The following is a 25,593-nucleotide window of genomic DNA, read 5'->3' on the forward strand; positions in this document are numbered from 1 at the left end:
CGTTCGTGCGTGCAGAAGCCCTCCGCGAAGCCGGGCACTGCAGAGCCGTCCAGCACAGAGCCGTCCAGCACAGAGTCGCGCAACGCAGCGCCGCCCCACGGGAAGCCGCACAGCGCGGAGCCCTGCGCAGTGCGGAGTCGGAGGGTCACCACGACTCGACACTCGCCGTCACGCCGCACCACAGCGCCCACCACGAACGACACGAGGCGCGGACCCCGATGCAGGGGTCCGCGCCTCGTCGTCGTGCGGTCGGCGGCTACTCGGCCGGGGCGCTGATCTCGCGCAGGACGCGGTCGCCGGGGCGGGCCTCGATCATCTCGGCCTCGATCTCGGCCCGGTCGAGCAGCTCCTCCATGCGGCGGCGACGGTTGCGCGTGATGAGCGTCACGACCGTGCCCGTCTTGCCCGCGCGGCCGGTGCGGCCGGAGCGGTGGAGGTACGTCTTGTACTCGTCGGGAGCGTCGGCCTGAATCACCAGGTCGATGTCGTCGACGTGGATGCCGCGCGCGGCCACGTCCGTCGCGACCAGCACGTCCACGCGTCCGCTGGTGAGCAGTGCGAGGTTGCGGGTGCGGCGCGACTGGTTGAGGTCGCCGTGGAGGCTCGTCGCGGGGATGTCCGCGTGGTCGAGCTGCTCCGCGAGCTGCTCCGCGAACGCGCGGGTCCGGGCGAAGATCAGCGTCTTGCCCTGGCGGGCGGCGAGCTGCTCGATGATCTCGGCCTTGTCGCGGTGCTCGATCAGGAGCACGCGGTGGTCGATGGTCGAGGACGCCTGGTCCTCGCCGGCGACCTCGTGGACGCTCGGCTCGACCAGGAACTCGTCCACGAGCGTCGCGACGCCCTTGTCGAGCGTGGCCGAGAACAGCAGCCGCTGGCCGCCGTCGGCGGTCTGGCGGAGGATGCGCTGCACGGGCTCGAGGAAGCCGAGGTCGCACATGTGGTCGGCCTCGTCGAGCACCGTGATGGTGATGTTCGAGAGGTCGAGGCGGCCCTGCTCGACGAGGTCCTCGAGGCGGCCCGGCGTCGCGATGACGATGTCGACTCCGCGCTGGAGGGCTCCGACCTGCTTGTACTGGGGGACGCCGCCGTAGATGGTCGTCGTGAACAGGCCGACGGAGCGGGCGATCGGCTGGATCGTCCGGTCGATCTGCATGGCGAGCTCGCGGGTCGGCGCGAGGATGAGCGCGCGCGGAGCGCGGCCCGGCTTGCGGCCCTTCGCTCCGTTGTTCTCCATCAGGCGCTCGACGACGGGGGCGCCGAAGGCGATGGTCTTGCCGGAGCCGGTCTTGCCGCGTCCGAGGACGTCCTTGCCGGCGAGCACCTCGGGGATGGTCGCGGCCTGGATCGGGAACGGCGCGGCCGCTCCGAGCTCGGTCAGCATCCGGACGATGTTCCCGCCCAGGCCGAGGTCGCCGAAGGTGACGCCCTCGACGTCGACGGCGAGCGTGGCCGTCGCCTCGAGGCGCTCGAGCACGACGTCGTCGGCCTGATGCGGCGCGCGGGCGTCGCGGCTGGGGTAGAAGTCCGAGCCGGAGTCGCGGCGCGAGGGCCGGGAGTCGCGGTCGAACGAGCGGGTCGGGCGGTCGCCTCGGTCGTGGCCGCGCGAGGGACGCGCGTCCCGGTCGAAGGAGCGAGCCGGACGGTCGCTGCGGTCGAACGAGCGGGCGGGACGCTCGGTGCGGTCGTAGCCGCGCGAGGGGCGCTCGTCGCGGTCGCCGGTACGGGCGGGCCGGTCGTCGCGTCCGTAGGAGCGGGCCGGACGATCGTCGCGGTCGTTCGAGCGGGCCGGACGCGCGTCACGGTCGAAGGAACGGACCGGGCGGTCGCTCCGGTCGAAGGAACGCGCCGGACGCTCGTCGCGTCCGTAGGAGCGGGCCGGACGATCGTCGCGGTCGTTCGAGCGGGCCGGACGCGCGTCACGGTCGAAGGAACGGGCCGGGCGGTCGCTCCGGTCGAAGGAACGCGCCGGACGCTCATCGCGCCCGTAGGAACGCGCCGGACGATCGTCGCGATCGTTCGAGCGGGCCGGACGGTCGTCGCGATCGTTCGAGCGGGCCGGGCGTGCGTCGCGGTCGTACCCGCGGACCGGACGCTCGTCACGGTCGTTCGAGCGCGCCGGACGCGCGTCGCGGTCGTAGCCGCGAGAGGGCCGCTCGTCGCGGTCGTTCCCGCGGGCGGGCCGATCGGCGCGCTCGGTGGCCCGCTCGGCGCGCTCGTCGGCGTTCCAGCGCGCCTTCTTGGGGGCGTTCTCGTCGACGGCGCGGAATCCGCGGTGGCCCTCGCTGCGCGAGCCCGGCTTGGCGCCGGGGAAGCGCGAGCGGCCGCCGAGCTGGGACTTGCCGCTCGAGGCGCCGAAGCGGTTGGGCTCGAAGTTCTTGGCCGGACGTCCGCCGGCGGGCTTCTTGTTCTTGGGCATGGCAGTTCTTCCTGGGTTCAGGTCGTGCGCGAGGAGGCGACGCCGGAGGAGCCCCGTCGTGAGGGGCGTCCGTGCGCTGGACTGCTGCGGGGCAGCAGGGGGGAGAACCCGGGCGAGTCATTGACCGGGGCCGATTCACACATGTGATTCGTCTCACGACGACTGTCGGAGACTCGGCCCACTTGACTAACAAACCCATCCGCACGAGAACGCACGGTGTCAAGAGCCGACCGAGCGAGTCTACACGCGGCCCCGGAGCCTGGCTAGGGCGGGGAGACGTGCGGCCAGGAGCCGCTCAGGTCGGGGGCCGCGAAAGCCGGGAGCCGCGAAGCCCGGGAGCCGCGAAGCCCGGGAGTCGCGCATCTCCGCAACCGGTCCCCCGCGGAGTCGCCCCGCATACAGCCCCCCGACCCCGAGCCGCAGCACGATCGACGCGCGAGCCCGTGCGCAGCTACCGCCCGTCCGCTACTGCGACGCCCGCCGAGCCCGGTACGCGGCCACGTTCGCGCGATTGCCGCAGTTGCCCGTGTCGCAGTAGCGCTTCGAGCGGTTGCGGGAGAAGTCCACGAGCACCGCCTCGCAGTCCTCCGCCGCGCAGACGCGGATCCGCTCGCGCTCGTCGCCGCGGATCACGTCGACGAACGCCATGGCGGCCTCGACCAGGATGCGGGTGGCGAGCGGGCTCTCGTCGCGCGTCGCGTGGAGGTGCCAGCCGTAGGGTCCGTGCCGGACCAGCTGCGGGAGCGCGCGGCCGGAGTCGAGCATCCCGTTGACGACGGGGACGAGGTCCTCCTCGGCCCGCGTGAGCCAGAGTGTGCGGAGGGAGGAGCGAATCGCCCGCACGGCCTCCAGCTCCTCGGCCGATCCGTCGCGGCTGCCCGTGTACCGGTTCTCGAGGAGGAAGTCGTCCAGCTGCTCGATCGTCGCCATCTCGTCCTCGCCGGACGGCGACAGCTCGGGGAGCGTGTTGACGAGGGTGGCGGTGGAGGTCAGTGACGCCTCGACGTCATAGGCGAACACCATGTTGACTCCTGACAGTGCGGCTCAGTAGTGTGCGATCAGCTCGCTGTCACGAGTGTAATCCTTTTGACTCCTGAAGGAGCCGGCCATGACCGCCGAGAGCACCGCCGCCGTCACCCTCCCCGCCGCGAGCGCGCCCGCGCCTGCACGGCGCCTCGGCTCAGGCCTCGTCGCGGCGCTGGCCGCGTCGGCGGCGTTCGGTCTGGGCGGGCCGTTCGTGAAGCCGCTCCTCGAGGCGGGCTGGACGCCGGCGTCCGCGGTCCTCTGGCGCGCGGGCGGCGCCGCCCTGATCCTCGCGATCCCGGCGGTCCTGTCCCTCCGCGGCCGCTGGCCCGTGCTCCGCCGCAACCTCGGCACGATCGCCCTCTACGGAGTCTTCGCCGTGATCGCCGCGCAGCTCTGCTTCTACAGCGCGATCGAGCACATGTCGGTCGGCGTCGCCCTGCTGATCGAGTACCTCGCGCCGGTGTTCCTCGTCCTCCTCGCCTGGGCGCGCACCCGCCGGCACCCCGGCCGCTTCACCCTCGCCGGCTCCGCTCTCGCGCTCGGCGGCCTGGTGCTCGTGCTCGACCTGTCCGGCGAGTCGACCCCCGAGCTGGTCGGCATCGCCTGGGCGCTGACCGCCTCGCTCGGCCTGTGCGTCTACTACGTCATCGCCGGTCGAGTGGATCCGGAGCTGCCGCCGATCGCGCTCACGGCGGGGGCGATGACGGTCGGCGCCGCGATCCTGCTGGCACTCGGGGCGCTCGGCGTCACACCGCTGCGCGCGACGTTCGGAGAGGTGGTGTTCGTCGGAGCGGAGGTCAGCTGGCTCCTCCCCGCGGGCGTGATCCTCGGCATGTCGACGGTGCTGGCGTATCTGCTCGGGATCGAGGGCGGACGCCGTCTCGGCACGCGGATAGCCTCCTTCGTCGGGCTGACGGAGGTGCTGTTCTCGATCGCGGCCGCGTGGCTGATCCTCGGCGAGCTGCCCGCGCCGATCCAGTTCGGCGGCGGCGCGCTGATCCTCGCGGGGGTCGTCCTGGTCCGACTGCAGCGCGAGCCCGGCACCCCCTGATCGCGGGGGTGCCGCATCCGGGGCGCCGGGCACCCCGTACGCTGATCGCACTCATGCGCGAGCCCACCCGATCCCCGCGACGCGTCGCCGCGGTCCTGGCCGCCCTCGCACTCCTCCTCTCGGGCTGCGCGAGCACCACTCCCGTCTCGGAGCCGGTGGCGCAGGCGCTCGGAGCGGCACCTGCACCCGACTGGTCCGGCGTGAGCGTGACGGCCGACGTCGTCTACGACGCGAGCATCGGGCAGAGCGTCGACGTCTGCTCCTCCCCTGCCCCGTCGGCGGAGCCGCGGCCCGCCGTCCTCGTCGTGCACGGCGGCAGCTGGGCCCGTGGAGGCAAGGCCGACGCGAACTGGCGCCCGATCTGCCAGTGGCTCGGATCGGAGGGGTTCGTCGCCGTCTCGGTCGACTACCGCCTCGCGCCCGCCGCCGTGTTCCCCGCGCAGCTCGACGATGTGACGGCCGCCCTCGACTGGCTGCTCGAGCCGGAGCAGACCGCGCGCTTCGGCATCGATCCGGAGCGGGTGGCGGCCTTCGGCGGCTCGGCCGGCGGCAACCTCGCCTCTCTGCTCGGCACGCTGCCGTCGACCTCGTCGCGCCTGGCCGCCGTGGTCGACCTGAGCGGTCCCTCCGATCTCAGCGCCGCCGGCCTCGCCGACGACGACCCGGTGGTCGGAGTCGCGGCCGCCGTGCGCAGCTACCTCGACTGCGCGGACCTCGCCTCCTGCCCCGCTGCGACCGCCGCCTCGCCCCTCGCGCAGGTGGACGGCTCCGAGCCGCCGTTCCTCATCGCGCACGCGGCGCACGAACGGGTCGCGCTCAGCCAGTCGACCCGCTTCGCCGAGGCGCTGCGCGGAGCGGGCTCGAGGGTCGACCTCCTCGTCCTCCCCGGCTCGCTGCACTCGATCGCGCTGCTCGACGACGCTCTGCGCGCTCGGGTCGTCGAGTTCCTCCGCGCCCACCTGGGCTCGTGAGCGGAGTCGTCGTCCGCCTCGAGGACGCAGCCGGAGCGGAGGGCCTCCTCGCCGCGGTCCCGCCCCCGCACGCCCGCGTCCTGATCGCCCGGATCGACGGGGCAGCGGCGGGCGCCCTGGTGCTCGCTCCCGGCCCGGACGACTTCGCCGAGGTGCTGGAGCTCGTGGTCGCCTCCGTCCACCGGCGCACGGGAGTCGCCCGACGGCTCGTCGCGGCGGCGGAGTCGTGGGCGCGGGTGCAGCGGATCCGCACGCTGCGCCTGGCCGCCGCTCCGGAGCTCGCCCCAGCGGCCGGGGCGCTCGGCTTCACGGCGATCGACGGCTTCGGAGCCCACGTCGGCGACGACGCGGTGCTCTGCTTCGCGCGTCCGGTCTGAGCAGCGCCCGATCCGAGGCGTGTGCCGCTCCCGAGAGGCGGCCCCGCCTCGTCCGGCGCGCATGCCCGCCGTCAGTCGATCGAGCAGCCCGGCTCGTCCGACAGCGCCCGCTCGATCCGGGCGCGGTGCTCGTCCGACATCGGCGGCAGCGCGTCGGGCGCGAACCAGCCGACCTCGGTCGACTCGTCGTCCGCGACGTGGGCCTCCCCCGAGATCCAGCGGCAGCGCACCACGTGGTCGAGGTACTGCGAGCGGTCCCCGTTGGGGTACTGCATCGGCGGGAGGGTGTGCACCTGCACGAGGCGCTCGACCTCGATCTCGACGCCCGCCTCCTCCTGCGCCTCGCGGCGGGCGGTGCCGGCGACGGTCTCGCCCGGGTCGATGATCCCGGTGACGGCCGTCCAGGCTCCGGTGTCGGCGCGCCGGACGAGCAGGACCTCGAGCGCCGGCTCCTCGCGGAGGATCACCGCGGTCACGCCGGTGAGCCAGAGCAGCTCGGTCCCGATCCGCTCGCGCAGCCGCAGCACGAAGTCGGGAGTCGCCATCAGTGCTCTTCGGGTCGGAAGTCGAACGCGACGATGCCGGCCGTGTCGACGAACGGCCCGACGAACTCCTTGAACGCGTCGTGCGCCGGATCCCAGTGCGCGGGGTGCTCGACGGCCGGCCGGCCCAGGTAGTAGTGCAGGTCGCCCTCGGAGGAGAAGGTCAGCAGGAACGCGCGGTCGAAGCCCTCGCCCGCGCCCTCGATGCTCAGCTGCGGCCCGGTCTCGATCGACTCGATGTAGGGCCGTCCGTCGCGGACGCACTCGTCGGCCAGGGCGAGGAAGCGGCGGGTGACCTCGTCCGCCTCGGCGACCAGCGCCGTCGGGCGGAAGCGGATCAGGACGAGGTGCCGGAGCGTGCCCGGGCGGAAGTCGCGGGCGACGAAGCGCTCCGGACCGATCTCGTCGAGGACCGCGGTGGCGCGCTCCGGGCCGCTGCGCCAGCGCGAGCCGACCGTCTCGGCCGCATCCCTGATGTCCGTCATGCCGACGCCTTCCCGGCGCGGGCGGCACGCCGCCGCTCACGATACCCCTCGACCAGGTTGTAGACGACGGGCAGGACCACGAGGGTCAGCACCGTCGAGGACACCAGGCCGCCGATCACGACGATCGCCAGCGGCTGCGAGATGAAGCCGCCGTGGCCCGTGATCCCCAGCGCCATCGGCAGCAGGGCGAAGATCGTCGCGAGGGCGGTCATCAGGATGGGCCGGAGCCGCCGCTCGGTGCCGTGCAGCAGCGCCTCCCGCACCGGCATCCCGCGGTCGCGGTACTGGTTCACCAGGTCCACGAGCACGATCGCGTTCGTGACGACGATGCCGATCAGCATCAGCACGCCGATCAGGGACGGCACGCCCAGCGGCACGCCGGTGATCACCTGCAGGAGGATCGCGCCGGTCGCCGCGAACGGCACCGACACGAGCAGGAGCAGCGGCTGCAGGAGCGAGCGGAACGTCGCCACCATCACGACGTAGACGATCAGGATCGCGACCAGCAGCGCGATGCCCAGCTGCGAGAACGCGTCGGCCTGGTCGGCGGTCACTCCGCCGAGGGAGGCGTCGACACCGGCCGGAAGCGCCGTCGCGTCGATCGCGTTCTGCACGGCGACGTTGGCCGAGGCGAGGTCGTCGCCCTCCGGGGTGACGGTGATGGTCGCGGTGCGCTGCCCGCGCTCGGTGGTGATGCTCGCCGGACCGTCCGTCTGCTCGACCGCCGCGAGGGTGGAGAGCGCGACGGTGCCGGTGAGGGTCGGCACCTCGAGGTTCCGCAGCTCGTCCACGGTGGCCGGCGGCTGCCCGTCGGCCAGGTAGATCGAGAGGGTGCGGTCGTCGATCACGACGCTGCCGACCTGGCTGGGCTGGAGCGCCTGGCTGACGATCGTGCCCACGGCGACCTCGCTGAGACCCGCCCGGGCCGCGGCGTCGCGGTCGACCCGCACCGCGATGTAGGGCAGCGAGGAGGAGAGGTTGCTCTCGGCCTGGCTGATCCCGTCGGTCCCGCGCAGGGCCTCGAGGAGCTGGTCGCTCGCGCTCTGGAGGTCGCTCTGCGAGGCGGTCGAGAGGTCGACCTCGATGTCCGAGGAGGCGCCGAAGCCGGAGGAGGCGGCGACGCTGATGTCCTCGGCCGAGGCGACGCCCGACAGCGCGTCGCGGACGTCCGCCTGCACGGCCTCCTGGTCGGCCGACTCATCGGTGGTGACGGAGTAGCGGATCGAGGTGCCGCCGCCGCCTCCCCCGCCGAACGCGCTCTGCAGGCCGCCGGAGGAGCCGACGGTGAGCTGGACGGTCTCGACGCCGTCGACGCCGAGGATCGCCGTGCTCGCCTGCTGCGCCGTCGCGTCCTGCGCGTCGAGGCTCTGGCCGACGGGGACCGTCTGGGTGACGGTGAAGGTGTCCTGCCCGCTGGAGCCGAGGAAGTTCGTCTTCATCAGCGGGTACAGCGCACCGGTCCCGACGAGCACGAGCAGCGCCAGGAGGACGGTGACGACCGAGTGCTTCAGCGTCCAGTGGATGATCGGGCCGTAGACCGACTGCAGCCCGCGCGCCCGGCGGCGAGCGGCGTGGGCGCCGTGGTGCGGGGCCTCGTCGACCGGCGCGGCGGTGTCGGCCGGGACGCCCGAGGCGGGTGCCCCTCCGGCCGCCGCGCGCTCCTCCGCGAGCGCCGCCTGCGCGGCCTGGCGCACCGCCGGCCGCTTCGAGGGGCGGAGGAACCAGTAGGCGAGCACCGGCACGATCGTCAGCGCCACCACGAGGGAGGCGAGCAGGGCGATCGACACGGTCAGCGCGAAGGGCCGGAACAGCTCGCCCGTGGTGCCGCCGACGAACGAGATCGGCAGGAACACCGCGACCGTGGTGATCGTGGAGGCGGTGATCGCGCCGGCGACCTCGCGGACGGCGACCGCGATGGTCCGGGCCCGGTCCTCGCCCGCGTCGAGGTGCCGCTTGATGTTCTCGATCACGACGATGGAGTCGTCGACCACACGCCCGATCGCGATGGTGAGCGCACCGAGGGTCAGGATGTTGAGGGTGTAGCCGGCCGTCTGCAGGCCGATGAAGGTGATCAGCACCGAGGTCGGGATCGAGATGGCCGTGACCAGGGTCGAGCGCACCGACAGCAGGAACAGCAGGATCACCAGCACGGCGAAGACGAGGCCGAGCGCCCCCTCCTGCGCGAGCGACGCGATCGACTCCTGGATGTAGGGCGCCTGGTCGAAGACCGGGGTGAAGGCTGCGTTGTCGCCGATCGACTCCTCGAGGTCCGGGAGCAGCGCGGCCACGCCGGTCGACACGTCGACGGTGTTCGCGGCCGGGAGCTTGGTGATCGAGAGGGTCAGGGCGGGCTGGCCGTTGACGCGCGAGATCGAGGTGACGGGGGCGTCGGTGACGGCGACGGTCGCGACGGAGCCGAGGGTGGTGACCGTCGGCTCTGCGGTCACGGCCGCGCCTCCCGCCGCCGCTCCGACGTCGGAGCCGCCGGCGGAAGCCCCGGCACCCGCGGAGGCACCCGCGCCCGCTGACGCACCGGCGCCGCCCGCACCCGCGGAGGCACCTGCGGACGGCAGCAGCGGCAGCGCCGCGATCGCGTCGGTCGAGTCGAGCTTGACGCCCGACTGCACCGAGAAGGTCGACCCGTCCTGGGTGATCTGTCCGCCCGCGACGAGCACGCCGTTCTGCTGCAGGGCCGAGCGGATGTCGCCGGTCGAGAGGCCGGCCGCGGCGAGCGCCGCGTCGTCCGGAGTGATCGTGACGCGCTGGGCGGTCTCGCCGACGAGCGCCGCCTCGCGCACGCCCTCGACCTTCTCCAGGTCCGGGATGACCGTGGTGCGCAGGCGCTCGGCCAGCGCGTCCGCGTCGCCGTCGCTCGACACGGCGAGCTGCAGCACCGGCAGGTCGTCGAGGGAGCCGGTGACCACCTGCGGGTCGACGCCGTCCGGGAGCGTGCTCTTGATCCGGTTGACCGCCTGCAGGATCTTCTGCTCGGCGGTGGCGAGGTCGGTGCCGTAGGTGAAGGACGCCGAGATGAGGGAGGAGTCCGTGGAGGACGTCGCGCTGGTCGTCTCGAGCCCCGGCACCCCCTGGATGGCGGTCTCGATCGGCGTCGAGACGTCGTCGTTGACCACCTCCGGAGCGGCGCCCGGGTAGGACGTGACGACGGCGAGCTGCGGGAAGGAGATCGACGGCGCGAGCTCCTGCTTGAGCCCGGTCAGGGCGACTCCGCCGAAGACGGCGATGACGACGGTGACGAGCGCGATGAGCGCCCGGTTCTTCATGCTGAGGACCGCGAGGAGATGCACCCTCCGAGTCTTCCATCAGCCGACTGAGTGTTGGGAGGGACGCGGCGTTCCGGGGCGCGCGACGGGGCGACCGGCGCCACCGGCCGGCCCCGGACGCCCTCAGCCCAGGCGGACCTCCGCCGTCGACGACCCGACGGGGAGGCTCACTGCAGCGCCCGCCCCGGCGCTCGAGAGCGCGAAGTCCCCGGCGAAGGCCCGGACGCCGACGCGCCCCTCGGCGTCCGTCCGGAGCACCGTCGGCTCGAGCCACCAGTCCCCGCGGATCCGCGAGCGCAGCGCCTCGTAGGCTGGCTTCGGGCTCCCGTCGCGGCGGAGGAACCCGCCCGGCGCTCCGAGCCAGGCGCCGGCGTCGTCGAAGCCCCAGTAGGTGATCGCCTCGACCGCCGGATGCGCGACCAGCGTCTCGTAGTGCCGCACCATCTCGTCCGCCTGCCGCGCCTCCCCCTCCGGGGTGGTCGGCCAGTCCTCGACCACGTGGTCGTTGAGGTCCTCGATCTCGGCGGGCATCAGCTCGCCCGAGACGAGGGTGGTCTCGGTCCAGTGCAGCGGCAGGCCGAAGCGCGCGAACCTGTCGCAGATCGCCGTGATCTGCTCCTCCCCGCGGAACCCCTGGTGCATGTGCGACTGCAGGCCGATCGCATCGGGCCGGATCCCGGCCTCGAGCACGTCCTCGATCAGCCGCTCGTACTCGGGCCCGAGGTCGAAGTCGTTCAGCACGAGCACCGGTCCGGTGCCGAGGCTGCGCGCCTCCGAGAAGGCCAGCTCGACCATGCCGACGCGTCCCTTCTCGCGGGCGAGGCGGGTGACGGCGTTCGTCACGCCGTCCGGCTCGTTCGCGAAGCGCGGCATGATGACGACCTCGTTGATCGCGTCCCAGGTGTCGATCAGCCCGGCGAAGGCGCCCACCTCCCGGCGGATGCGCGCGCGGAGGAGCTGCTCGGCCTCGTCCAGCGGCAGCGCGTCGAGCCACTCCGGCTTCACGTAGTGCCAGACCAGCGGGTGCCCCTTCAGCCGGACGCCGTCCGCGGCGAGCGCGCGCGCCTCGGCGAGCACCTCCTCCGTCGCGGTGCGGCCGCGCTCCGGCTCGAAGCGGCCCCAGTAGACGGGGAGCGTCGCCGTGTCGAACAGGTCGAGCCAGAGCCGGCGCTCCTCGGCGCGCGCGGGGTCGGTGCTCGGAGGGGTGCAGCCGAAGGCGAAGGCGTGGCGTCGCTGCTCGACCGTCACGTCGGCGTGGGCGAGCGGAGCGCCGTCGGCACCGAGGACGGTGACGAGGGCGTCGGCGAGACGGGGGCTGAAGTCGGTCATGCGGGGCCTCTCAGGCGGGGTGGCGCTCGTCGAGCGCCGTGTACTCGGATCGGGTGAGCGGGAGGACCGCTCCGTGCTTGGTGTCCTCGGGCAGGTCGAACTCCTCCGCGAGCTCCCAGCGGCCCGAGGCCGGGTCGGTGCTCGTGTAGGCGCGGTAGCCGTAGGGGCGGAGAGCGTACTGGTCGACCCAGAGCGACCAGCGCTCCTCGCGGTGGTGCCGGAAGACCAGCGGCCCCTCGATGCTCGGGCCGAGCTCCTGCCCGATCCCCCGGGCGACGGTGGTGAAGTCGTCCGCGAGGAGGGAGGAGCCGACCTGCTGGAACACCTGCATCGTGTCGGGGGCCTCGTCGTGCTGCTTGGCGAAACGGTGGACGGCCGTGCGCTCGATCAGCAGCGTCATGTCGATCACTCCGCCGGGCAGCCGCAGGTAGGTCTCGGGCTCGGTGAACGTGCGGAAGTCGCGCGTGCGGGAGAGCAGGATGCGACTGTCGCCCGTCTCGCCGGAGGCGGGGTCGCCGTCCTCGGCCAGCCCGGAGGACCAGTGCACAAGGAAGTCACCCGAGACCGGGTCGTAGACCGACTCCGGCGCCCAGGCCATGCCCGCGCCCTCGGGAGCGACGGCGACCGCTCGCGGCTCGGACCACTCGAGGAGGTCCGGGGAGTCCCAGACCACGAGGTCGCGGCTCCCCCGGTGCCGGTAGAGGTCCCAGTCCGGGCCCTCGGGCCGCCAGACGCGGAGATCGGTGGCGACGAGGTGGAAGCCCCGCGGCCCGCGGACGATGTGGGGGTCGCGGACGCCGCCCGTGCCGCCGGTCCACTCCAGCACCGGCCCGAGCGCGCGCCAGCGCAGCGGATCGTCGCCCCGGCTGAGCGAGAGGAAGATCTTCTCGCTGTGGCCGGTCCGGTCCTCCACGAAGTGGACCAGCAGGTAGCCGTACCCGTCGCACATGAGAGAACGATCTCACACGCTCGGCGGGCACTCCACCTCAGACCACGTCGGCGAGGTACCCCGGGTCGGCCGCCGGGTGCCGGGCGACCTGCGCCCACGCCGTCGCGAGCGCCTCCACGGCCCGGTCGGTCGCCTCGGGCGAGTAGCCGATCGGGATGCGGAGGAAGCGCTCGAAGGCGCCGTCGATCCCGAAGCGCGGGCCCGCGGTGATCAGCAGGCCCGCCGTCCGGGCGGCGAGCGCGAGCTGCGAGCTCGCCGGCCGGCCCAGGCCCACCCAGGTGGAGAGGCCGCCCGAGACCCGCGGCACGCTCCACTCCGGGATCGCGCGCGCCAGGGCCGCCTCGAGGTGGTCGCGGCCCGCGCGCAGCTGCGAGCGCCGCAGCTCCAGCACGCCGTCCATCCGGCCGAGCATGTCCGCGACCAGGAGCTGCTCCAGGATCGGCGTGCCGAGGTCGCTCGCCGAGCGCGCCAGCGCCAGCTTGCGGATCACCGCTCGCTCGGCGCGGATCCAGCCGATCCGGATGCCGCCCCACAGCGTCTTGCCGACGGAGCCGATCGAGAGCACCGTCCCCTCGGGCCCGTAGGCGGCGAACGGCAGCGGCGTCATCCGCCGGTCGATGTCGAGCTCGGCCGTCGTCTCGTCGGCGATGATCAGCGTGCCCTGCCGGGCCGCGGCGGCGATCGCCCGCTCCCGCAGCTCGGGGGCCATGGAGCGGCCGGTCGGGTTGTGGAAGTCGGGCATCAGGTAGGCCAGGCTCGGGCTCGTGCCGCGCAGCGCGGCGATCAGGCCCTCTCCGTCCCAGCCGTCCGCCCCGTCGACGTTCACCGGCACGAGCCGCGCGCCGGCCAGCCGGAGGGCCTCGTAGGCGTGCGGGTAGGTCGGGGCCTCGATCAGCGCCCGGTCACCCCGCGCGAGCAGCGTGCGGGCGACGAGCGCGATCGCGTGCTGCGCGCCGATGGTCACCATGATCTGGCCGGGCTCGGTGCGCAGACCCCGCGCTGTGTAGCGCTCGGCGATCGCGCGGCGCAGCACCGGCAGGCCGACGGTGTCGTAGGAGCCGGAGTCGAAGTGCTCGGGGGCCGCCTGCGCCGCGCGGGTGTACGCCTCGGCCAGCTCGGGGACGGCGGGCAGGGCCGCCTTGGTGAAGTCGAGGAAGTCCGGCGCGAGCGAGGGCACCGCGTGCACGGCCGCTCCCGGCAGGCGGGTGACGCTGCCGGAGCCGCGCACGCTGACGAGGTAGCCGCTGTCGCGCAGCTCGCGGTACGCGGCGGCCACGGTCGTGCGGCTGACGCCGAGGCGGGCCGAGAGCTCGCGCTCGGCGGGCAGGCGGCTGCCCGCGGGGATGCGGCCGTCGATCCCGAGGAGGCGGATCCGGTCGGCCAGCGCGAGGTAGGCGGGCCGGGTGCCGCGCTGCTCGCGCCAGTCGCCGAGGAGGGTCTGCAGGGCGCGCGCGCCGAAGTGGACATCAGCCATGCGTCCAAGGTAGCCGGATTGGACCGCGCGAAGAAGGCCAATGTCGCGCTGTGATGAGTCCATGACGCTCACCGCTCCCGTTGCCGCCGCCGCTCCCCCAGCGGGCCAGTGGCGCCTCCGACCCGTGCCGCGCCTGCTGGTGGGCCTTATCCTCTACGGATTCGCCGACGCGATGATGATCCGCGCGGCGATCGGCGTGGACCCGTGGACCGTCTTCGCCCAGGGGGTCGCGCACCAGACCGGGCTCGGGATCGGACTGCTCACGAACGTGATCGGCCTGCTCGTCCTGCTGCTGTGGATCCCCCTCCGACAGCGGCCCGGTCTCGGCACCGTGCTGAACGTGCTCGTGGTCGGCACGATGATCGATGTCGGGCTGCGCGTGCTGGCGACGCCGGAGGAGTGGTGGGCCCGCGGCCTGCTCTTCGCAGGCGGTCTCGTGCTGCTGGCGGTCGCGAGCGGGATCTACATCGGCGCCCGCCTCGGTCCGGGGCCCCGCGACGGACTGATGCTGGGCCTGCACACCCGCACGGGCCTGCCGATCTGGGTGGCGCGCTCGGGCGTCGAGCTCACGGTGCTGCTCATCGGCTGGGCCCTCGGCGGCGACGCCGGCCTCGGCACCCTCCTCTTCGCGGTGCTGATCGGGCCGCTCTGCTCGGTGACCCTGCCTCTGCTCGGGGTGCGGAGGCACGGACCCGCGCACGACGGACGCCCCGCCTCCCGGACCGGTTCCGGGAGGCGGGGCCTTCGCGATCGGATCGGCTAGCGCTTGGCCGCGATCTCCGCGCGCATCCGCGACGCCTCGTCGGAGTCCTGGATCGAGGCGATCCCCTCGGTGATCGAGGTGCCCGACGCGGGGGCCTCGTGCTCGTCCGCTCCGAGCGTGGTCTCGTCGAAGGGCGAGCGCCCGCCGAGGACCTCGCGGACCTGCACCATGTCGATCTGCTTGGTCCAGGTGCCCACGAGAAGGGTGGCGACCGCGTTGCCGGTGAAGTTGGTGACCGCGCGGGCCTCGGACATGAAGCGGTCGATGCCGACGATCACACCGACGCCGTTGACCAGGTCGGGACGGAAGGACTGGAGGCCGCCGGCCAGCGTGGCCAGGCCCGCTCCGGTGACGCCCGCGGCGCCCTTCGAGGCGATCATCATGAAGAGGAGGAGGCCGATCTGCTCCGGGATCGACATCGGCGCTCCGGTGGCCGAGGCGATGAACAGCGACGCCATCGTGAGGTAGATCGCCGTGCCGTCGAGGTTGAAGGAGTAGCCGGTGGGCACGGTGATGCCGACGACGGGCTTGGAGACGCCGAGGTGCTCCATCTTCGCGATCAGGCGGGGCAGCGCCGCCTCCGAGGAGGAGGTGCCGACGATGAGCAGGTACTCGCGGGCCAGGTACTTCATCAGCGAGAAGATGCTGACGCCGGTCACCAGGCGCAGCAGCAGGCCGAGGACGACGACCACGAAGATCGCGCAGGTGATGTAGAAGCCGATCATCAGGGTGGCGAGAGCGACGACCGCTCCCCAGCCGGTCTTGCCGACGACCGCGGCGATGGCGCCGAACGCGCCGATCGGGGCGACCCAGAGCACCATCGAGAGGATGCGGAAGACCAGGACCTGGAGCTGCTTGATCGCTCCGAGGATCGGCTGTCCCTTGGCGCCCATCTTCTGCAGCGCGAAGCCGACGAGCAGCGCGACGAAGAGGGTCTGCAGGATGCTGCCGTCCACGAGCGAGGAGAACAGCGAGACGGGGATGATCCCGAGGACGAAGTCGCTGGTGCTCTCGGCCTTGAGGTCGCTGGTGTCGTAGGTGGCGCTCGAGATATCGAGGCCCTCGCCCGGGTGCAGGATGTTGCCGACGACGAGGCCGATCGCCAGGGCGAAGGTCGACATCACGATGAAGTAGCCCAGCGCGAGTCCGCCGACCTTGCCGACCGTGGCGGCCTTCGCGATGGAGCCGATGCCGATGACGATGGTGCAGAAGATGATCGGCGCGATCATCATCTTGATCAGTCCGACGAAGGCCTTGCCGACGGGCTCGAGCGTCGCCGCGAAGGCGGGAGCGACGAGTCCGACCACGACGCCGGCGACCACGGCGATGATGACGGCGATGTAGAGCCAGTGGTTCCGGTCGATGCGCCGCCGGGTCTTCGGAGGGGTGACCGCGGGGATCAGCCGGTCGGACGGCGTCTGAGGCGTCTTCGCCATGGGGGTGTCCTTCTCTTCGTCGAGGTGAGGGGGTAGGACGATGGTGGCCCCGCCTCCGGAGCCCGGCACGGTTGCGTTCATACTGTTCACGGCGGGGCGCCCCGAGCGCTCGCTCACGAGGGAGTGGCATGGTCAGGACGCCGAGCGCACGCGGACCGCGCGGCAGCATCGCCGCGCGCCTGTTCGCCGTGCAGCTGCTGAGCATCCTGCTGATCGCCGCAGCGGCCGTCGCGGTGCTGGCCCTCGACGCGCGGAGCCGGGCGGGCGACGAGGCCGCCCAGCGGAGCCTCGTCGTGGCGCGGACGGTGGCCGACAATCCGTTCGTCCTCGAGTCGACGGCCGGCGCGGATCCCTCCGCGAGCCTGCAGCCGTACGCCGAGGAGGTCATGCGGGACACCGGCGTCGACTTCCTCACGATCATGGCCCCCGACCGCACCCGGTACACCCACCGCGACCGCGACCGGATCGGCCTGCCGTTCCAGGGCACGATCGAGCCCGCGCTGGAGGGGCGGACCTTCACCGAGACGTACACCGGCACGCTCGGGCCCTCCGTCCGCGCCGTCGCGCCGATCGAGGACGCCGACGGCGCGGTCGTCGCGCTCGTGTCGGCGGGCGTCACGCTCTCGGCCGTGGACGCCTCCTTCGCCGCCCGCGTGCAGGTCGTCGCGTGGGGCGCGCTCGGCGCGGTCGCGCTCGGCGCGCTCGGCTCGTGGCTCCTCGCCCGCTACCTGAGGCGGGTCACGGGCGGGCGGGGCCCGGAGCAGATGAGCCAGGTCTTCGCCTACTACGAGTCCGTCCTGCACTCGGTGCGGGAGGGGCTGCTGCTGGTCGACGACCGCGGCCGACTGGTGCTCGCCAACGACCACGCGCTGGAGCTGCTCGGGCTCGAGGGCGTGCGGACGCCGGTGCCGGTCGCCGAGCTCGACCTCCCCGTCGCCCTGCGCGAGCTGCTGCAGGACGACGAGCCCGTCTCGGACCGCCTGGTCGTGGCCCGCGAGCGGATCCTCGTGGTGAACGAGCGGCCCGCCGCCTCCCCCGGCGCCCGCCCCCTGGGCACGGTCGTCACGCTCCGCGACCGCACCGAGCTGCAGCGGGTGAGCGGCGAGCTGGAGTCACTGCGCACCCTCTCGGACGCGCTGCGCTCGCAGACCCACGAGTTCTCGAACCGCCTGCACACCATCGCGTCGCTGATCGAGCTCGGCCGGCCCGACGAGGCGCTCGCGTTCGCCGCCGGCGAGCTGAACCTCAGCCAGCGCCTGGCCGACCGGGTCCTCGGCTCCGTGCAGGAGCCGGTGATCGCCGCCCTGCTGCTGGGCAAGGCCGCGCAGGCCCGCGAGCGCGGCGTCGAGCTGCACTTCGAGACGCACCTCGAGCCCGGCACGCAGGGGCTGGAGCCCGGGGACCTCGTGACGGTGCTGGGCAATCTGATCGACAACGCCCTCGACGCGGCCGCCTCCTCCGCTCCGGACCGCGAGCCGTGGGTGGAGGTCTACCTCGGCCTCGCGGAGGGCGAGCTGGTGGTGCAGGTGTCGGACAGCGGCCCCGGAGTCGCGAGCGCCGCCGACGTCTTCGCGCGCGGCTACTCGACGAAGGAGTCGGACGGCTTCGGCCGCGGCATCGGCCTGGCGCTGGTGCAGCAGGTGGTGGAGCGGCTCGGCGGCTCGATCGAGGTCTCGCGCCACGTCGGCGCGGTGTTCACGGTGCAGCTGCCGCTGCCCGCGCGGGTGGCGTCGTGATCCGGGTGCTCGTCGTCGAGGACGAGCCTCTGACCGCGAGCGCCCACGCCGACTACGTCCGGCGGGTCGACGGCTTCGAGGTGGCCGCGGTCGCCGGCAGCGGCGCGGAGGCGATCCGGGCGCTGCGCGCGGACCCGGGCATCGCGCTGATCCTGCTCGACATGAACCTGCCGGACATGGGCGGCCTCGACCTCTGCCGGGCCGTCCGGGCGGCGGGCCTGGACGTCGACGTCATCGCGATCACCGCTGTCCGCGACGCCGCGAACGTGCGCGCCTCCGTCGCCGCCGGCATCGTGCAGTACCTGATCAAGCCGTTCGTCTTCAGCGCGTTCGCCGCCAAGCTCGCCAGCTACCGGTCGTACCGCGAGCGGATGCACGGCGCCGACGTCGCCAGCCAGCACGAGGTGGACGGGGCCTTCGCGGCGCTCCGCACCTCCAACGCCCCGGGTCTGGCCAAGGGGCTCTCGGCCCAGACCCTCGAGGCCGTCACCGCACTGCTGGGCCCCGTCGGCCTCTCGGCGGCCGAGCTCGCCACCCGCCTCGACATCTCGCGGGTGACGGCCCGCCGCTACCTCGAGCACCTCGCCGACTCCGGAGTCGCGGACCGCGCGCCCCGCTACGGCTCCCCCGGCCGCCCGCAGCTGGAGTACCGCCGCCGCTGAGCGCGCGTCAGGCGGCCTGCAGCGCGTCGGCGATCTCCTCCTCGATCAGGTCGTGGTTGATCGCCGCGCCCACGCGCAGCCCGTCGGCGGACGAGGCGACGACCTGAGCCATCGGCTCGACCAGCGAGCCCGCGGCGAAGACCCCGGCGACGCCGGTCCGGCCCATCGGATCGACGGCGAGGTGCCGCGCGACTCCCGACGGGTGGTCGGCGAGCTCGAGGCCGAGCCCCTCGGGGAGCCGCCCCTCGACCCGCGGGCCGACGACGAGCGCGTCGAGCTCGTGCCGCCGACCGTCGATCACCACGCCGACCAGGCGGTCGTCCTCGACGAGGACCCTCTCGACGCGGCCGGGCACCAGAGCGATCCCGCGGGCGGCCAGCGCCGCCGCCTCGTCGCCGGCGGGCGCGGGTGCGCCGTGGAGCAGGATCGACGTCCGGTCGCTGAGCTGCCGGAACATCTGCGCCTGGTGCCCGGCGAACGAGCTGCCGAGCACGCCGATCCGCCGGCCGCGCACCTCGAAGCCGTGGCAGTAGGGGCAGTGCAGGACGTCCCGTCCCCAGCGGGCGCCGAGCCCGGGGATCTCCGGCAGCAGGTCGCGGACGCCTATCGCGAGCAGGAGGCGGCGCGCGCGGAGGACCGTGCCGTCGGCGAGGGTCGCGGTCACGCCCTCGGGTCCCGCGGACGCGCGGACCGCCTCGCCCTCGACCACCCGGGCACCGTAGCCCTCGGCCTCGGCGCGCGCCAGGCGCACCAGCTCCGTGGGCGGGACGCCGTCGCGGGTCAGCACGTTGTGGGCACCGGGCGAGGGTGCGTTGCGTGGAGGTCCGCCGTCGACGACGAGGACGTCGCGGAGACTGCGGCCGAGGGCGGTGGCAGCGGCGAGGCCGGCGAAGGAGGCGCCGAGGATCAGGACGTCGGCGGGGGCGGGGACGGGCGGGCCGGTGGGGGCGTCGGTGGAGGTCTTGGGTCGATGCTCCGCCGCCCCGGGCTGGGCCGCGAGGATCCGTGCCGTTCCGGCATGCGGCGCGACCGCACGTGCCAGGATGGCGTCGTGCCCGAAACCCCGCCCGCCCCGTCCGACGACGAGATCGTCGCCGCCGTCGGGCCACGGCTCCGGCGCCTGCGCACCCGCCGCGACCGCACGCTCGCGTCCCTCGCGGCCGAGACCGGCATCTCGGCGAGCACCCTCTCGCGCCTCGAGAGCGGCGGCCGCCGCGCGACGCTGGAGCTGCTCCTCCCGATCGCCCGCGCCCTCGGGGCGCCGCTCGACGAGCTCGTCGGCGCCGCGCCGGAGGATCCCCGCGTGCACGGGCGGCCGGTGCGCCGGAACGGCATGGTCATCCAGCCGCTCAGCCGCGACGCGGGCGCGCTCCAGGCGTTCAAGCACACGCTCCCGGCCGGGCCGGTGACGGAGCCGGCGGAGCAGCGCGCGCACGAGGGCTTCGAGTGGCTCTACGTGCTGAGCGGGCGGCTCCGCCTGCGGCTCGGCGAGCACGATCTGGTGCTGCCGGCCGGCGAGGCCGCCGAGTTCGACACCCGGGTGCCGCACTGGTTCGGCCGCGCCGACGAGCAGCAGGTCGAGTTCCTCAGCCTCTTCGGCCGCCAGGGCGAGCGGATGCACGTGCGCGCGTCCACGCGCCGCTGAGCGCGGTCACGCCTCGCCGAGCACCTCGCGCGCGAAGCCCTCGGTGCGCGCCCGCAGAGTCGCGATCCGCTGCGCCCGCGCCGCCTCGAGGTCGAACCCGATGTAGGCCACCGACGGGCGCCGCCGCACGTTCACCGAGCACTCGAAGCGGGAGCAGACGAGCGTGCCGAGCGAGTCCCCCGCCCGCCCGGCCGCTCCGGCCTTCCGCGCCCCGAAGAAGACGACGTCGTTCGGGAGCTGCACGTCGCGGCACCACGAGCACTGCGCCCGCGAGCGCGGCAGGGCGTCGGCCTGGGTGAGCAGGACCCCGACGAGGCGCTCCTCCAGCGGCACGACGACGTAGGCGCGGCGGCCCATCCTCCGGTCGCGCCAGCCGAGATGGTCGATGACCGACCAGTCCAGCGCGTCGAAGTCCTTCGGCAGCGCGAGGTCGGCGACCTCCCTGCGGGAGGCGTTGACGAAGGACTCGCGGATCTCGGTCTCGGTCAGTGGCTGCATAGCGCTTCCGAGCCTAGGCCGGGATCAGCCCAGGTGGGCGACGGCCTCCTTCGGAGCATGGGCGAGGAACTCCTCCTTCTTCACCCGGATCATCGCGACGGCGACGACGGAGGCGACGACCAGCCCGATCGCGGCCGCGACGAAGACCGCGGAGTAGCCGTCGACGAAGGCGACCGGCGACTGCTGCTCACCCGCGACTCCCGCGTAGAGGGTCGTGAAGATCGACAGCCCGATCGAGCCGCCGATCTGCATGGCGGCGTTCGCGGTCGCTCCGGCGGCACCGGCGTCGTGGGCCGCGACTCCGGTGAGCGCGAGGTTCTGCAGCGGCACGAAGACCATCGCCATGCCGATGCCCAGGAGGATCAGCGCGGGCAGCACCTCGAGGAGGTAGCCGCCGTCGGGGGTGATGCGGCTCAGGTAGAGGAGCCCGGCCGCCGCGATCAGCGGGCCGACGATCATCAGCACGCGCGGGCCGATGCGCGGCAGCAGCTTGGCGGCGACTCCGGCGACGATCATGATCGTCACCGTCATCGGCAGATTGGCCAGGCCCGCCTCGAGCGGCGGCAGGCCCAGGACCAGCTGCAGGTGCAGGGTCAGGTAGAGGGTGGAGCCGATCATCACGCTGCCGACGATCGCCTGGACCAGGAAGGCTCCGCCGCGGACGCGGTCGGCGACGATGCGCAGCGGCAGCGACGGGTGGTCGGAGCGGGCCTGGATCCGCACGAAGAGGGCCAGCAGCAGCACGCCGACGAGGAGGAAGCCGAGGGTGTCGACGCGGAGCCAGCCCTGCTCGGCGAGGGTGAAGCCGTAGACGACGCTCGCGAGCCCGAGCGCGACGGTGATCGTCCCGGCGACGTCGAAGCGGTTGCGCCCCTCCGCGCGGCTCTCGGTGACGAGCAGCTGGCCGGCGATCGCGCCGACCACGACGACGGGGACGTTGACGAGGAGGCACCAGCGCCAGTCGGCGAACTCGGTGAGCAGCCCGCCCAGCACGAGGCCGACGGCGGCGCCCGCTCCGGCGACCGCTCCGAAGACGGCGAAGGCCGTGCCCCGCTCGCGGCCGGAGGGGAAGGAGACGGTGAGGAGGGCCAGAGCGGCCGGAGCGAGCAGCGCGGCGAAGGCGCCCTGCAGCCCGCGGGCGGCGATCAGCTCGGTACCCGAGGTGGCGAGGCCGCCCCAGGCGGAGGCGGCGCCGAAGCCGATCATGCCGATCAGGTAGGTGCGCTTGCGGCCGGTGTAGTCGGCGATGCGGCCGCCCAGGAGCAGGAGCGCGCCGAACGCGAGGGCGTAGGCGGTGACGACCCACTGGCGCTCGACGTCGGTGAGGCCGAGGTCGGCCTGCGCGGCGGGGAGGGCGATCGTGACGATGGTGCCGTCGAGCACGACGACGAGCTGCGTGAGCGCGAGGATCACGAGCACCCACCAGCGGCGGGCGGAGGAGGGAGCGGACGGGGAGGGCATGGCGGCCTTTCACACGGAGCGGAGCGGGACCGGCGGGTCCGGATCCGAGCCGCGTCATCGGGGCCGAACCACCCCAACCAGTTGGTTGGGCGAAGAAGAGTGTATCGTTCGAGCGCCCGGAGGTGAACCATGGAGCCGACATCCGATGCGGCGCTGCCCGCACGCGAGCGGATCCTCCGCGCGGCCTCCGTCGAGTTCGCCGCCCACGGCTTCGCGGGCGCCCGGGTCGACCGTGTGGCCGCGGCGGCGGGTCTGAACAAGGAGCGGCTCTACGCCTACTACGGCGGCAAGCGCGGCCTGTTCGTCGCGACCGTCGTCGAGGCGCTCGGCGCTCTCGACGAGACGCTCCTCGCCGAGGCGGCGGACCTCCCCGACCTCGCGGGCCGCATGTTCGACCATGTGTGGGAGCACCCGGAGTTCCTGCGCCTGCTCACGTGGGCGCGCCTGGAGGGAGCCGGCGTCTGGGAGGAGGCCGGCGAGCAGCTCGGCGGGGTCCCCGCCCCCGAGGCCCGGGTCCTCGAGTGGCAGCGCACCGGCGTCGTCGACGCGAGCTGGTCCGCCGACGACCTCTTCATCGCCCTCCTCGGCCTCTGCGAGATCTGGCACCTCACCCCCTTCGCCTCCCGGGGCGGGGAGGAGACGCGCGACCGCCGCCGCGCCTTCGTCGTGCACGTCGCGCAGCTGGTGGGCGCACCGCGCTGAGGCCGACCCCTCCCCCGGCAACGGAAGCGACGTCGGCATCGTCCGATCCGGACACGGTGGACGGGGCGGCTCATCCCTCCGAGCCGGAACCCGACGGATCGGAGGGGACTGGGAGGTCCCGCGGATCCGGCTTCGGGACGACCCCTTCATCACCCGGAAGGACCGCGCCCGCCGCGCGCTGAGCCTCGTCCTCGAGGAGGAGTGATTCGAAATCGCCGGGCGCACACGGCATCTCCGCCCCGATCATGTACATCTCCTCGACAGCGCCGGTGACGAAGCTCGCCCGCAGCACCGGTCCGCCCTGCCCGTAGACCGTCGGGCGCGGAGTCGAATCGGTCACTCTCACCGTCATCCCCAGCGACTCCCAGTAGTCCGCGACCTTCCGCGCATCCCCCTCGACATCGGTGCCCGCCGGAGCCCACCAGTCGTAGCTGTAGCTCGCACCGCTCACCCGGTCGCCGGGGCCGCACACATCGGGCCTGGCCGCGCCGCTCCGCGGCCACCACCCCTCCACATCGAGCCGCCCCGCGGAGTCCCGCACGAACTCCACCACCCGGTCCCGACCCTCCCGAGGACTCATCGTGCTCACCGGTCTCGCCTCCTTCTCCGTTGCACAAGCGGTCATCGACATCACGAGCAGAGCGGCGACGGTCAGCGAGACGCCCGTCCGCTGAGGAGAGCCTCTACCCGCCATGGGAGGCTCCCACGACCGCCTTCTGGAAGGCGGTCGGTCCGAGCGGCCGGTTCTCGGTCAGCAGGTCGAGTCGCCGGGAGACGGCCCACGCCGCGTTCTGCAGGGACTCGGTGTTCGTGTCGAGGTACCCCGCGAGATCGCCGTCGTCGCTCTTCAGCGCAGCGTGATCCGTCACGATCCTCCCGGCGTCGCCTCCGGTCTCGACACCGAAGACGCGCGCGCCGAAGTCCTCGTCAGCGGGATCCGTGTGGTGGTTCCAGCTGAAGGCGCGGCCCATCCACGCGGCCTCGTCGCCGCTCTCGGTCTCGCCGAGGTACTTGTCCCGCGCCTGCCCCGCGAAGACGGATTCCGCGTGCAGGTCGCTCGCCTCGTCGACGCTGTCCGGGAGGCCGGCCGAGCCCAGCGTCACGACGACCCCGAGCTCGACGTCCGAGCGCGAGGCGGCGACGGCCATGACGGTGCTGCCGTAGGAGTGGGCGACGACGTTCGGCTTCGGCAGGTCGTCGCCCCTGACCGCGGAGAGCCCCTGGACAGCCGAGGCGAGTGCGGCGCCGCCGGCGACCGCCTGGTTCGAGGTGAGGACGTCCATGCCGTTCCCGCCGAGCCGCGCCATCGGCGGGGTCTCGTAGCCGATCCAGGAGACGACGGCGCTGCCGGGCGGGAGGAGCGACTGCAGATTCTGCGACGCCTTCGTCCATCGGGTCATGCTCTCCGTCGTCTGTCCCATCCCGGGGACGGCGTAGGTGACGTTCGTGGCGGTGTCGGGATCGCCGATCGAGACGGCGGCGAGCGGAGGCTCGTCGGCGGTCAGGGAGATGAGGAAGCGCGGGTCCTGACCGAGACCGCGCCGGAGCGATGCCCGCACGTCCCTCAGCGCCACCAGCTGCGACTCCACCGCCGCGAGTCGCTCCCCGTCGCCCGCCTTCCCGCGCAGGCCCGCCGCCTCGCTCCTCAGCGCCACGATCCGCGCCCTCAGCGCCCTCTCGTTCGCCCTCACCCGGGCGCGGTAGGGAACACCCTCCAGATTCCCGATCACCCCGGGCAGACCGGCGACCAGCGCCTCCTGCTGCGGCGAGAAGCGCGCGCCGTCCGTGGAGTCGAGGCTCCGCCACCAGTCGTTCACGAGGGTCGGAGCCAGTCGCCCGAGGCGCGCCGCGAGGTCGGGCGACGCCGCCAGGAGTGTCGCGAGATCGTCGGACGAGAGCGCCGCGAGGGAGTCGAGCAGGCTCCGGCCGCCCCGGGGCCGCGCCAGGGTGCCGACGGCGTCGAGGACCGGAACGGAGAGCGCCGCTCCCCCCGCGGCGGTGAAGGCCAGGGAGATCTGCTCGACCCAGGTCGCGTCGGCCGCACCGATCGACAGCAGCTCGCGGAAGCCCCGGAGCACCGAGAAGGACTCGACCGGCGCCCACGAGCAGCGGTTGCCGAAGGCTCCCCAGGCGGCCATCAGATCCTGGAGCCGGGAGCGCATCGCCTCGTCCGCCTGCCGGGTCTGCGAGACGAAGACGTCGAGGCGCTCGGGGTCGGCGGAGGTCATGCCTCCCGCGACTGGGCCGCCCGGGGACGTGCGGGGCACCGACCGGGGGGAGAACAGCGCACGGATCGGCGGAGGCACGACCGGCCGATCGGACGGCGGCCGGTCGACGACCTCCTCGACTCCCGCCGCGAGGGCCGCGACCGGATCGAGGCGGCGCTGCTGCTCGCGCTCGTCCGCCCGCCGCTGCCAGGCCGCGTACTCCTCCCGGCGCCGACGCTCCTCCTCGGCCTTCCGTGCCACGAGCCGAACCGTGTCGGCGAGCTCGTGCAGCTCGGCGCTCAGCCGACCGCGATTCTCCCTGTCGCAGACGCAGACCCGGCGGAACAGCTCGGCGTACGCGCCGCGGAACTCGCCCAGCGCGTACTCGGCAGCGACGGACCTCAGCAGCCCCTGGGAGGCGAGCGCCTCCGCCGCCTCGTCCGAGGCGCGGACCAGCTCCGCCGCTGCTGCGTGGTCGAAAGAGAACAGGGTCATCGCCTCCTGAGTGAGAACATCTCAGGAAATGTAGAACGGCCACGACGCCGTCGGCACCGGGTGGCGCGAGACGGCACGCGGTCAGCG

Annotated in this window: 22 protein-coding genes; 8 read left to right on the forward strand and 14 right to left on the reverse strand. The window is 73.4% G+C overall.

Annotated features, from left to right (window positions below; all coding sequences use genetic code 11):
• Positions 1-256: 256 nt before the first annotated feature.
• Both C5B98_RS03705 and C5B98_RS03710 read right to left on the reverse strand, forming a co-directional pair.
• On the reverse strand, positions 257-2,416 hold the full coding sequence (locus C5B98_RS03705) for a DEAD/DEAH box helicase (RefSeq protein WP_104327348.1): 2,160 nt from the start codon (positions 2,414-2,416) through the stop codon (positions 257-259).
• A 465-nt stretch (positions 2,417-2,881) separates the two neighbouring features.
• Positions 2,882-3,439 carry a CGNR zinc finger domain-containing protein gene (locus C5B98_RS03710; protein WP_104226176.1) on the reverse strand — a complete coding sequence of 186 codons (558 nt, stop codon included), beginning with the start codon at positions 3,437-3,439 and terminating at the stop codon, positions 2,882-2,884.
• Between the two features lie 85 nt (positions 3,440-3,524).
• Here C5B98_RS03710 and C5B98_RS03715 point away from each other — a divergent pair, with 85 nt between their 5' ends.
• From C5B98_RS03715 to C5B98_RS03725, 3 genes are read left to right on the forward strand one after another with little or no spacing between them, the layout of a single operon-like run.
• Positions 3,525-4,493, forward strand: a complete 969-nt coding sequence (locus tag C5B98_RS03715) for a DMT family transporter (protein WP_104257663.1) — start codon at positions 3,525-3,527, stop codon at positions 4,491-4,493.
• Positions 4,494-4,546: 53 nt separating this feature from the next.
• Complete coding sequence (locus C5B98_RS03720) at positions 4,547-5,464, forward strand: alpha/beta hydrolase (protein ID WP_104327349.1); 918 nt, start codon at positions 4,547-4,549, stop codon at positions 5,462-5,464.
• On the forward strand, positions 5,461-5,841 hold the full coding sequence (locus tag C5B98_RS03725; protein WP_104327350.1) for a GNAT family N-acetyltransferase: 381 nt from the start codon (positions 5,461-5,463) through the stop codon (positions 5,839-5,841). The genes C5B98_RS03720 and C5B98_RS03725 overlap by 4 nt, the downstream gene beginning before the upstream one ends.
• Before the next feature lie 71 nt (positions 5,842-5,912).
• On the opposite strand, the gene C5B98_RS03730 is transcribed toward C5B98_RS03725, so the two are convergent.
• The 6 genes from C5B98_RS03730 to C5B98_RS03755 all read right to left on the reverse strand — a co-directional run bounded on the left by C5B98_RS03730 (position 5,913) and on the right by C5B98_RS03755 (position 13,901).
• Entirely contained in the window at positions 5,913-6,386 is a 474-nt protein-coding gene (locus tag C5B98_RS03730) for an NUDIX domain-containing protein (RefSeq protein WP_104226172.1), read from the reverse strand.
• The gene (locus tag C5B98_RS03735) at positions 6,386-6,868 is read right to left on the reverse strand and encodes a Dabb family protein (RefSeq protein WP_104327351.1); all 483 of its coding nucleotides are present in this window, start codon (positions 6,866-6,868) and stop codon (positions 6,386-6,388) included. Before C5B98_RS03735 ends, C5B98_RS03730 begins: the two co-directional genes overlap by 1 nt.
• Entirely contained in the window at positions 6,865-10,173 is a 3,309-nt protein-coding gene (locus tag C5B98_RS03740) for an efflux RND transporter permease subunit (RefSeq protein WP_104327352.1), read from the reverse strand. Before C5B98_RS03740 ends, C5B98_RS03735 begins: the two co-directional genes overlap by 4 nt.
• A 99-nt stretch (positions 10,174-10,272) precedes the next feature.
• Positions 10,273-11,478, reverse strand: coding sequence for an endo-1,4-beta-xylanase (locus tag C5B98_RS03745; RefSeq protein WP_104246897.1), 1,206 nt, complete (start codon positions 11,476-11,478; stop codon positions 10,273-10,275).
• Positions 11,479-11,488: 10 nt separating this feature from the next.
• A complete protein-coding gene (locus tag C5B98_RS03750; RefSeq protein ID WP_104327353.1) occupies positions 11,489-12,427 on the reverse strand; it encodes a glycoside hydrolase family 43 protein in 939 nt (312 codons plus the stop codon).
• 37 nt (positions 12,428-12,464) lie between these two features.
• Positions 12,465-13,901, reverse strand: coding sequence for a PLP-dependent aminotransferase family protein (locus C5B98_RS03755; RefSeq protein WP_104257666.1), 1,437 nt, complete (start codon positions 13,899-13,901; stop codon positions 12,465-12,467).
• Positions 13,902-13,962: 61 nt separating this feature from the next.
• Here C5B98_RS03755 and C5B98_RS03760 point away from each other — a divergent pair, with 61 nt between their 5' ends.
• Positions 13,963-14,664, forward strand: coding sequence for a YitT family protein (locus C5B98_RS03760; RefSeq protein ID WP_374953046.1), 702 nt, complete (start codon positions 13,963-13,965; stop codon positions 14,662-14,664).
• Here C5B98_RS03760 and C5B98_RS03765 read toward each other — a convergent pair.
• Positions 14,661-16,100, reverse strand: coding sequence for a cation:dicarboxylate symporter family transporter (locus tag C5B98_RS03765; protein WP_104223811.1), 1,440 nt, complete (start codon positions 16,098-16,100; stop codon positions 14,661-14,663). The genes C5B98_RS03760 and C5B98_RS03765 overlap by 4 nt on opposite strands.
• 128 nt (positions 16,101-16,228) lie before the next feature.
• On the opposite strand from C5B98_RS03765, the gene C5B98_RS03770 reads away from it, so the two are divergent.
• Positions 16,229-17,836 (forward strand): sensor histidine kinase, encoded by a 1,608-nt coding sequence (locus C5B98_RS03770; protein WP_104260395.1) that lies wholly within the window; start codon positions 16,229-16,231, stop codon positions 17,834-17,836.
• Entirely contained in the window at positions 17,833-18,498 is a 666-nt protein-coding gene (locus C5B98_RS03775; RefSeq protein WP_104327354.1) for a response regulator, read from the forward strand. Before C5B98_RS03770 ends, C5B98_RS03775 begins: the two co-directional genes overlap by 4 nt.
• A 7-nt stretch (positions 18,499-18,505) precedes the next feature.
• On the opposite strand, the gene C5B98_RS03780 is transcribed toward C5B98_RS03775, so the two are convergent.
• Positions 18,506-19,408, reverse strand: a complete 903-nt coding sequence (locus C5B98_RS03780; RefSeq protein ID WP_258063436.1) for an NAD(P)/FAD-dependent oxidoreductase — start codon at positions 19,406-19,408, stop codon at positions 18,506-18,508.
• Between the two features lie 141 nt (positions 19,409-19,549).
• Here C5B98_RS03780 and C5B98_RS03785 point away from each other — a divergent pair, with 141 nt between their 5' ends.
• Complete coding sequence (locus C5B98_RS03785) at positions 19,550-20,143, forward strand: helix-turn-helix domain-containing protein (protein WP_258059383.1); 594 nt, start codon at positions 19,550-19,552, stop codon at positions 20,141-20,143.
• Between the two features lie 6 nt (positions 20,144-20,149).
• On the opposite strand, the gene C5B98_RS03790 is transcribed toward C5B98_RS03785, so the two are convergent.
• Together C5B98_RS03790 and C5B98_RS03795 are read right to left on the reverse strand one after the other, a co-directional pair.
• The gene (locus C5B98_RS03790) at positions 20,150-20,641 is read right to left on the reverse strand and encodes an FBP domain-containing protein (RefSeq protein WP_104327355.1); all 492 of its coding nucleotides are present in this window, start codon (positions 20,639-20,641) and stop codon (positions 20,150-20,152) included.
• Positions 20,642-20,665: 24 nt separating this feature from the next.
• Positions 20,666-22,102 carry an MFS transporter gene (locus tag C5B98_RS03795; RefSeq protein ID WP_104260398.1) on the reverse strand — a complete coding sequence of 479 codons (1,437 nt, stop codon included), beginning with the start codon at positions 22,100-22,102 and terminating at the stop codon, positions 20,666-20,668.
• 129 nt (positions 22,103-22,231) lie between these two features.
• On the opposite strand from C5B98_RS03795, the gene C5B98_RS03800 reads away from it, so the two are divergent.
• A complete protein-coding gene (locus C5B98_RS03800) occupies positions 22,232-22,804 on the forward strand; it encodes a TetR family transcriptional regulator (RefSeq protein ID WP_104222850.1) in 573 nt (190 codons plus the stop codon).
• 70 nt (positions 22,805-22,874) lie between these two features.
• Here C5B98_RS03800 and C5B98_RS03805 read toward each other — a convergent pair whose 3' ends face one another.
• Positions 22,875-23,438 carry a hypothetical protein gene (locus C5B98_RS03805; protein WP_146076883.1) on the reverse strand — a complete coding sequence of 188 codons (564 nt, stop codon included), beginning with the start codon at positions 23,436-23,438 and terminating at the stop codon, positions 22,875-22,877.
• Between the two features lie 49 nt (positions 23,439-23,487).
• Positions 23,488-25,506 carry an alpha/beta hydrolase gene (locus C5B98_RS03810; protein WP_104327356.1) on the reverse strand — a complete coding sequence of 673 codons (2,019 nt, stop codon included), beginning with the start codon at positions 25,504-25,506 and terminating at the stop codon, positions 23,488-23,490.
• Positions 25,507-25,593 lie beyond the last annotated feature (87 nt).

The organism is Rathayibacter sp. AY1A5 (assembly GCF_002930875.1).
In the GTDB taxonomy this organism is placed as follows: Bacteria; Actinomycetota; Actinomycetes; order Actinomycetales; family Microbacteriaceae; genus Rathayibacter.

What these genes read in the sequence shown, in the direction of transcription:
- C5B98_RS03705 (WP_104327348.1), bottom strand. Translation starts at nt 2,416, where the DNA reads ATGCCCAAGAACAAGAAGCCCGCCGGCGGACGTCCGGCCAAGAACTTC.
- C5B98_RS03710 (WP_104226176.1), bottom strand. Translation starts at nt 3,439, where the DNA reads ATGGTGTTCGCCTATGACGTCGAGGCGTCACTGACCTCCACCGCCACC.
- C5B98_RS03715 (WP_104257663.1), top strand. Translation starts at nt 3,525, where the DNA reads ATGACCGCCGAGAGCACCGCCGCCGTCACCCTCCCCGCCGCGAGCGCG.
- C5B98_RS03720 (WP_104327349.1), top strand. Translation starts at nt 4,547, where the DNA reads ATGCGCGAGCCCACCCGATCCCCGCGACGCGTCGCCGCGGTCCTGGCC.
- C5B98_RS03730 (WP_104226172.1), bottom strand. Translation starts at nt 6,386, where the DNA reads ATGGCGACTCCCGACTTCGTGCTGCGGCTGCGCGAGCGGATCGGGACC.
- C5B98_RS03735 (WP_104327351.1), bottom strand. Translation starts at nt 6,868, where the DNA reads ATGACGGACATCAGGGATGCGGCCGAGACGGTCGGCTCGCGCTGGCGC.
- C5B98_RS03745 (WP_104246897.1), bottom strand. Translation starts at nt 11,478, where the DNA reads ATGACCGACTTCAGCCCCCGTCTCGCCGACGCCCTCGTCACCGTCCTC.
- C5B98_RS03750 (WP_104327353.1), bottom strand. Translation starts at nt 12,427, where the DNA reads ATGTGCGACGGGTACGGCTACCTGCTGGTCCACTTCGTGGAGGACCGG.
- C5B98_RS03755 (WP_104257666.1), bottom strand. Translation starts at nt 13,901, where the DNA reads ATGGCTGATGTCCACTTCGGCGCGCGCGCCCTGCAGACCCTCCTCGGC.
- C5B98_RS03760 (WP_374953046.1), top strand. Translation starts at nt 13,963, where the DNA reads ATGACGCTCACCGCTCCCGTTGCCGCCGCCGCTCCCCCAGCGGGCCAG.
- C5B98_RS03765 (WP_104223811.1), bottom strand. Translation starts at nt 16,100, where the DNA reads ATGGCGAAGACGCCTCAGACGCCGTCCGACCGGCTGATCCCCGCGGTC.
- C5B98_RS03770 (WP_104260395.1), top strand. Translation starts at nt 16,229, where the DNA reads ATGGTCAGGACGCCGAGCGCACGCGGACCGCGCGGCAGCATCGCCGCG.
- C5B98_RS03790 (WP_104327355.1), bottom strand. Translation starts at nt 20,641, where the DNA reads ATGCAGCCACTGACCGAGACCGAGATCCGCGAGTCCTTCGTCAACGCC.
- C5B98_RS03795 (WP_104260398.1), bottom strand. Translation starts at nt 22,102, where the DNA reads ATGCCCTCCCCGTCCGCTCCCTCCTCCGCCCGCCGCTGGTGGGTGCTC.
- C5B98_RS03800 (WP_104222850.1), top strand. Translation starts at nt 22,232, where the DNA reads ATGGAGCCGACATCCGATGCGGCGCTGCCCGCACGCGAGCGGATCCTC.
- C5B98_RS03810 (WP_104327356.1), bottom strand. Translation starts at nt 25,506, where the DNA reads ATGACCCTGTTCTCTTTCGACCACGCAGCAGCGGCGGAGCTGGTCCGC.